Source organism: Cryobacterium sp. M23, assembly GCF_002929655.1.
GTDB classification, from domain to species: Bacteria; Actinomycetota; Actinomycetes; order Actinomycetales; family Microbacteriaceae; genus Cryobacterium; species Cryobacterium sandaracinum.
The window spans coordinates 1-5,957 of the sequence record NZ_PJJV01000027.1 but is presented as its reverse complement, the minus strand read 5'-3'; the positions used below and the strand labels follow the sequence as shown (position 1 = coordinate 5,957).

Annotated in this window: 5 protein-coding genes; all 5 read right to left on the bottom strand. The window is 62.1% G+C overall.

Translation table 11 applies throughout. The features are described 5' to 3' along the window. Nucleotides 1–1,637, bottom strand: a 1,637-nt coding sequence (nrfD, locus tag CXY82_RS00395; RefSeq protein WP_104169194.1) for an NrfD/PsrC family molybdoenzyme membrane anchor subunit, incomplete at its 3' end; no start/stop codon positions are given. Continuing rightward, on the bottom strand, nt 1,634–2,497 hold the full coding sequence (locus CXY82_RS00390) for a 4Fe-4S dicluster domain-containing protein (RefSeq protein ID WP_104100449.1): 864 nt from the start codon (nt 2,495–2,497) through the stop codon (nt 1,634–1,636). The genes nrfD and CXY82_RS00390, both read right to left, overlap by 4 nt. Before the next feature lie 56 nt (nt 2,498–2,553). After that, nucleotides 2,554–3,135 carry a hypothetical protein gene (locus tag CXY82_RS00385; RefSeq protein ID WP_146067712.1) on the bottom strand — a complete coding sequence of 194 codons (582 nt, stop codon included), beginning with the start codon at nt 3,133–3,135 and terminating at the stop codon, nt 2,554–2,556. A gap of 44 nt (nt 3,136–3,179) precedes the next feature. After that, entirely contained in the window at nt 3,180–3,524 is a 345-nt protein-coding gene (locus CXY82_RS00380; RefSeq protein WP_233194219.1) for a cupredoxin domain-containing protein, read from the bottom strand. Nucleotides 3,525–3,574: 50 nt separating this feature from the next. Then, nucleotides 3,575–5,629, bottom strand: a complete 2,055-nt coding sequence (locus CXY82_RS00375; protein ID WP_146068996.1) for a cupredoxin domain-containing protein — start codon at nt 5,627–5,629, stop codon at nt 3,575–3,577. Nucleotides 5,630–5,957 lie beyond the last annotated feature (328 nt).

Genomic DNA, 5,957 nt, shown 5'->3' with positions numbered 1-5,957 from the left:
TCAGAGTCTCCGCCCAGGGTCAGGACGGCGACGCCCGTGGTATCGGTGGCGATTGTGCCCAGGGGAAGGAGCCGTTCCCCCAGTGCGCTCGTCGTCGTGAGGAATTCGACATCCCCCTGGGACATGGGTCGACCGTCCGGATCGGTGAGGGTCGCGGTGAGCCGCACTAGGCCGGTCGCTTCCACCCCGGTCAGGGCGATGGATGCCGTGTCTGACGTCGTGTCCGCCTGAGCGGGGGCCGCAGCCCCGACTGCCGCCCCACCCATCAGCCCCACGAGCAGGACGACGATACCCACGGATCGGGCCATCCGCCCGTTACCATCGACCTTTTGGCCGGATTCTGCTTTCCGGACAGTCCCATTCGCGGCGTCGATCTCCTCGATCTCGTCGATGGACAACAGGGGCACCACCCGGAAGAGCAGCATGAGCAGCAGCGGAACGGCGGCCGCTGCGGCGAGGGTCATGGCCACTCCGACCCATGTGATTCGAAAGTCGCCGAAGGTTCCGGTCATGTTGTCGAATGTGGCCGGAGCAACGACCATGAGCATCCGTTTCAGCCACATTGCCGGAACGACGAGGGCCGCCGCTGTGACGATGCCCCACACATTCCTGGTCCAGGGCAACGCCATGATCACGATCGGCAGTACGCCCCCGACGATAACGAATAGCCAAAACCAGACGGCCAGGCGGCCGAGCAGGAGCTCGTGAAACACTGCGAGGGTGTCTGGTTCACCGATGTACGCGCCAGGCAGGAGATCCGCAAAGGTCATATAGAGGTAGGTCGCGGAGAAAGTGACCAGCAGCATCCCGAGACGGACGAAGTGTCTTGGGGTGATAAACGCCTCCAGGTGGTAGCCACGACGGAATGACGCGACGACAAGAATGACCAGCGCTACGCCCGAGTAGAGTGCTGCGACGACGAAGTACGGCGCCCAGATGCTTTCATTCCACCAGGGGCGGTTGGTTAGTGTGAAGGCCCATGACAGCACGGAATGCACCGACACCGCCAAGGGAATGATCATGATCGACACCAGTCCAAGTGACCGGTTCAGTACCCTCCGTTGTACAGGGTTACCCACCCAGCCGCGCGATAGGACTCTGTACAAGCCGGCTCTGAACCGGCCGAGCCGGTGCGGGCCCTCACCATGCAGGATGGCCATGTCCGGCACGAGTGGCAACAGGAAGAACACCAGGGATGCGGCGGTATAGGTCATCACGGCGATAAAGTCCCAGAACACTGGGGCCGCGAAGTTTGGTTGGGTCAACAGCTCCCAGACTCGCTCCGGGCGTCCCAGGTGCGGGATGATGAGTGCCGTGCCCACAAGCACAGTTACTACTGCGGTGCCCTCGGCAAGCCGGGTGAGCGGTGCACGCCAGTCGGCGCCGGTGAGGCGCAGGATCGCGGAAACCACCGCTCCGCCGTAACTGACCCCAATGAATGTGATCACGTCGGCGATGTAGATGCCCCAGAACGCCTGATCGTTGTAGCCGGCGACGCCCATCCCAAACACAAGCTGTACGATCCAGGCGACGACACCGGCCAGGACCACAATGCCGAGGGCGGTGATCGCGTACCAGTAGCGGCGGCTGGGGGTCCCGAATGGGCGAAGCGCTGCGGCCCGGACCGGGTTGCTCACGAGAGGTCCTGTCCGTGGCCGCGAATGTAGTAAACCCGCGGGTTGGTCCCGAGTTCCTCCTTGAATCGCACGGCGTCGTTCTCTTTGAGAAATTCGGAGAGTACCTTGACGTCACCGAGGCCATTCACGGCGACGTCGGTGATCAGGTCGCCGACATACATGACACCCATTGGGCAGCCGGTCACGCACGCGGGTAGTTCACCGTACGGCAGTCGGTCTGCGCATAGAACGCACTTGCCGACTGTTCCCTTCTGTTGGGGCACCGGCATTTGCGGCGTCGGAGGGAATGGCATCATGGTGACTGGTTTTGGTTCGTTCCAGTTGAAGTAGCGCGCCTCGTAGGGGCAGGCCGCCATGCAGGCCCGGGAGCCGACGCAGGTGTTCGGGTCGACGAGGACGAGCCCTTCATCAGTGCGGAAGGTGGCGCTCACCGGGCAGACCGACAGGCACGGCGGGTTCTCACACATCATGCACGGCCGTGGCATCGGATAGGTGCCCCCTGTGCTGTCCTCCATCGAATACACCTTTATCCAGGTCTGCTCCTCCGGTAGCTTGTGCCGCTGTTGACAGGCAATTGTGCACGCTTTGCAGCCGTCGCAGCTTCGGAGGTCGATGACCATGCACCACGCGTGCTCCGGTCCTTTTCCCTTCTTTCCATTCGTTCCTCCCTGCCCGGTTGTCGCCTCCGCGTCGTCGTTGAGGAACCCGAGGGCTATGGCACTTCCGCCGGCTGCCGCGATCCCGAGGGTGGCGAGGAGGTTGCGACGGCTGAGAGTGTGCGACTTACCTTCCGTGCCGACGCCGGTTTTTCTCACCCGGTTGTCGCCTGCCTCGACTGGCTCGTCTGCTTTATTAGACATTCGAATGTCCTGCCAAACTGCTTGGTGTTCGTGAGTGGAACGGGTGAGCGCTGCGTTCAGCGCTCGGAGACACGCCGTGGGATGCGTCGTGGGATTGCCGGGGCGAACGTCACCAGTGCGGCGGCGGCCGCGATCAGCGCGAGAGCCGATCCGGGAATGCCCCACATTGTGAAGTTCATAACCACGGTCGGGCCCACGACCAGTGGGGTGAAAGAGTCGATGGTCATCGGTGCGGAACCATCCAGGTTGTGTCCCATCTGCCAGAGGCGGAACTGCACATCGGCCAGCGCCCCGACAGGTATAAGCCACAATCCGGTGCAGGCGAGACGTCGCCACCAGGCTCTGTCCGCCGCTGTCGCAATGATTACTCCCAGCACAGCGAGCAGGATCACAAACGGCCAGAGCGTCATCTCGGGCATCCCTGTAGCGTCGAAGCGCGGCATCCCGATGTAATGCGAGAGCACCGTGATCTCACTCAGGTCGCCACTGACGCTGTTGCCGTACGCTTTGATGTCGAGGCCGGCTGGGTATTGGGGGGCGAGGAACCTCATTTGCCAGATCGGCAATGTGGCAGCGACGAGTACCAAAGCGATCCCGGTGACACCGGCAACGATCCGCGCGATTCCGATTCGCGTCACCGAACCTCGCCGGAAAAAGCGGGCCAAACCTTCGGTTCCTGCCGTCATGAGACCGTCAGCGTTCCTTCCATTCCGCCTGACCGATGCCCGGGTATCGAGCAGTACACCGCGTATGTGCCCGGTGCTAGGGTGACGTCTGCCTCGACGGTTTTACCGGCATCAGCCATGAGATGCACATGCAACTCATCGATCAAGAGGTCATGCCCTGTCGTTCCCTTGTTCGTGAAGCGGATCGTCGTTTCGCCCGCGACCGCCGTGAGGGCGGCCGGCGTAAAGGAGAACTCCTTGCCGACCACGGCAAGCACCGCGGTGGACGAGCTGGGCGAGGATGTCGCCGACCGGTCAGGCTGGGCCACGCCGGTGCTGCATGCCGTCGCCAGCAGGGCCACGGTCAAGGACAACGATGCAAGGCCCGCGCGTCGCGAGGATGCCGGCCTCATCAGGCGCCCGTCGGTGCTACAAGCAGCCACCCGTACATTTCCATGTGCATGGCAGAGCAGAACTGAGCGCAGTAGAAGGCGAACGATCCCACCCGGTCGGCGGTGAACTCCACGCTCACGGTCTCCCCCGGGTCGAGCGTGGCCTGAAGGTTGTGATTGGGCACTGCGAATGTGTGTGTGGCGTTTTCCGCTGTCTCGATGTTGGTCAGGTGGATGCGCAGCTTCTCACCGACAGTGACCGGGATCTGCTCAGGAGTGAAGTGGCTGCGCATGACAGTCGCGTAGACATCGACGAAGCCGTCCGCGCGCACGATTCGCTCCTGCCCGGAGGCGGTCGCGAACTCCGATTTGGCCATGGTCTCCGGGTTGGTACCCGGAGGGTAGACCGTGAGCGGGTTGAGCCGGTCGACGCTGATAATCTGCGCGTAATGGGGCTCGGATCCGCCGAGGGGCAAACTGCTCAGCACGCGTGGCGGCGTGTGATTAATGTCGAAAAGCTCCAAGTTCACCGGATGCTGCGGACCAAGTTTCTGCACCTGATCGAGCGACCACTTGTTGAGGGCGACCATGTACGTCCCGACCGGCGCTACGGTGTCTCCGCCGGGGATCGCGAGGTGGCCAATGTTGTAGTGCACGGGGATTTTCTCAAGAACGGTAAACGGCTTTTCAGTCACACCGGCATCGGGACCCAGGGTCCACTTGATGATCGCACTGTCAATGAAGAGGCTCGTGTACGCGTTGCCTTTGCCGTCGTACTGCGTATGGAGCGGCCCGGCACCGAGTTCGACATGCGCCGCAGTGACGGCCGTGATCGGGATGATCGGAACGCCGTAGCGGTCCGTGCCCTCGAAGTTCTTGTCCTCGATGGCCTTCTTGATCATCGTGATCGAGTACACCGTCACGGCCGGGTCGAGCTTGCCCGCGATCACGATGTAGTTTCCGTCGGGAGAGACCTCAACTCCATGCGGATTCNCCGCGATCACGATGTAGTTTCCGTCGGGAGAGACCTCAACTCCATGCGGATTCTTCGGCTCAGGAATGAAGTGCAGGATGCCCTCGCTGATGGCGACCTCCAGCGGGATCACGCGGATGCCGTTCCGCATAATGGTATTGCCTGCCGCGACGACCTTTTCGGCTTTCTTCCAGTCAATGACGTGGAGGTAGTCGTATTTGTTCTTGGCCGCCCCGATTTCAATCGGCGGGTTCTTGTGAGACATGCCGACCGAGAGCTCGGCGTTGAATGAATTCAGGAACCCGTAGCCGGCGCTGGCCAGCTTGCCCATGTCCGCGAGATCCTGGTTATAGGGTGGGAGCTCGATCTGAAAGCTTTTTTCGGGCACCAGGTGGCCCGTTGTCTGGTCGATCGCACACCAGCTCGAGAAGCCTCGATAAAGGTCCGCGTAGCTTTCGAGCGGCGCATATCCGTTATCGGTAATCGGCCGGGGAGTGATGGACGACACATGGGCGTACTCGGAATCGGGCGTGACGAACACTCCGCCGTGAGCGCTGCCGATGTTGGGGATGTCGTAGATCTGCTTCGTCTTGTAGTCGGCGAGGTCAACCATACCGATCCGCCCGTTGGCACGGTCGTTGACGTACAGCCAGCGGCCGTCATACCGGCCTTCGGTTTCCGAGAGGGCGGGATGGTGGGTGTCGCCCCAGCTCAGCAGATTGCTCTTGGTCGGATCGGACCCCCGCGGGATGACGCCGTCAACGTCCGTACCAAAGCCATATCCAGAGAATGAATCGCGCGTGAACACGGGAATGATCTTTAGCAGCCGCATCGAAGGGATGCCGATGATCGAGATCTGACCGGAGTGCCCGCCGGACGCGAACATGAAGTACGGATCATACTTGCCGGGTGGCACCACCGACGTCAGAGCCGCACGGGCCTCGGCACCGGTCAGTCCCCGGCTTGAGGCCACAGCCGCGAGTTCCCCGCCGGCTCCTAGATTGTTGCCAAGGTTCGTGCCGGTGATGCCAACGGCCGCGCCAGCGACCACACCACCGCCAACCTTGAGAAAATCTCTTCGTTTCATGGCGGGAATCTTCATGGCATGTTCCTCCTACTTGTCGCAGGTTCACACGGCTCTTCGGCGCGCAAAACAGGCACTAATGGCAGGTCATGCTCGCCCAGCTGAGGATCCCGAACAGGAGGCGGGCCACTACGGGCAGTGGGTCGCGTCAAAAGACGCTTGACGCACGTCGTCACGTTTGCCGCGGCGGCTCCCACGATGCGACCGGCGAGACTTGGCCGGGGGCATGGGGTGGACGCACTCCACTTGGAATGCGTTCTAGCCTACCAATTGGATGATGCTCATCGCAGCATACCGGGTCTCGCCCCCGGTTCCGGAACGAAGGCGGCAGTTCTCATACTGTCGC

Bases quoted from the DNA above. Each gene is read 5' to 3' on its own strand.
- CXY82_RS00390 (WP_104100449.1), bottom strand. From the start codon at position 2,497: ATGTCTAATAAAGCAGACGAGCCAGTCGAGGCAGGCGACAACCGGGTG.